This window comes from Streptomyces sp. N35, from assembly GCF_016464295.1.
Lineage (GTDB): Bacteria > Actinomycetota > Actinomycetes > Streptomycetales > Streptomycetaceae > Streptomyces.
This window is the reverse complement of the sequence record NZ_JAEIMH010000197.1, coordinates 1-1,321: the sequence shown is the minus strand read 5'-3', so window position 1 is coordinate 1,321 and position 1,321 is coordinate 1. Positions and strand designations below refer to the sequence as shown.

Here is a 1,321-nt window from a genome sequence, read left to right as displayed (position 1 = left end):
CCGGCTCGAAGACGCAAAGATATGGCTGGCGAACGCGCAGACCGACAGTCGCCGTGGCGAGTTCTTCGATCCGCGTGATGGCGAGATCCTTCTGATCGACTACATCGAGATGCACTGGTGGCCGGCGCGCACTGACCCTGTGTCGACGCGGAACTCGCTGCGTAGCCGCGTGTGGACGCACATCGTCCCGCTGATCGGCCACATGTCGCTGAACCAGTGCCGCTCGGCAAGCACGCTGCGCATGTTCCGTGCTGATCTGCTCGGACAGGTGGGGCCCACCACGGCCTTGACCGTCTGGAATCACCTCTCGTCGATCTTCTCCGCAGCCGTTGATGACAAGCGGCTGCCTAAGCATCCGTTCCGCGAGCACAAGACGATCAAGCCGCCCAAGCCTGCGGAGAAGAAGGCGCAGGCGTGGACCCAGGAGACTGTCGCGAAGGTCAGGGAAGGCGTGCAGGACCGCTACCAGCTGGCCGTCGATCTCGGCCTCGGGCTCGGCCTGCGCCAGGGCGAGGTGTTCGGACTGGCCGAGGAGGACTTCGACTTCGAGAACCAGATGCTCCATATCCGCCGGCAGCTTCAGTGGGCGGGTAAGGACCCGTACTTCTGCCTGCCCAAGGGCGGCAAGGTGCGCAGCGTGCCGTTCTCTGCCCAGTTCGCCGAGCGCGTCAGGGCCGCGCTGAAACGATTCCCCGCGGTTGAGTGCACGCTGCCGTGGGCGAACCCCGAGCCGCCGGCCACCGATCTGGAACGCCAGCAGCGCAAGCCTCGTACCGTGCGACTCGTCGTGACAACGACCCACGGCAACAGGGTCAACGGGCGTACGTGGAACCAGTACACGTGGAAGCCCGCCTTGGCCGCGGCGGGCATGCTGGAGACGGTGGGCGAGCGGCGCGTGACAACGGGGGGCAGGACGCGGGTCTATCCGAAGTACGAGGTCCGCCGGGAGGACATGTTCCATGTGCTGCGGCATACGTTCGCGAGCGTCCAGCTTGAGGCTGGCGAGTCGGTCGTGACAGTTTCGAAATGGCTTGGCCATGCGAAGCCAGCGATCACGCTGGAGCACTATGCTCATTTCATGCCCGGCGCGGGCCTACGAGGCCTGGCTGCGATGGATGCGTGGTTCACCGACTCGAAGGTCGAGCATCCGAGCTCAAATCCCCCAGAAATCCCCCAGGGTGCCGAACAGGCTGCTGCGTGAGGTCGTTTCCGCAGGTCAGGGATGCCTAGAGTTGCAATCCTGTTGAGAACTTGCCCTTCTGGTAGAGCGCGAGCAGCCGTTCGCGGCCGTCGTCGTACTCCCAGTTGAAGCGGGCCGCAC

The 1,321-nt window shown here is 64.8% G+C and carries 1 protein-coding gene; it reads left to right on the top strand.

The genetic code is table 11. From position 1 onward, the window contains the following. Positions 1–1,201: tyrosine-type recombinase/integrase (locus tag JAO81_RS41830; RefSeq protein WP_199553241.1), on the top strand; the 1,201-nt coding region annotated here is incomplete at its 5' end. Positions 1,202–1,321 lie beyond the last annotated feature (120 nt).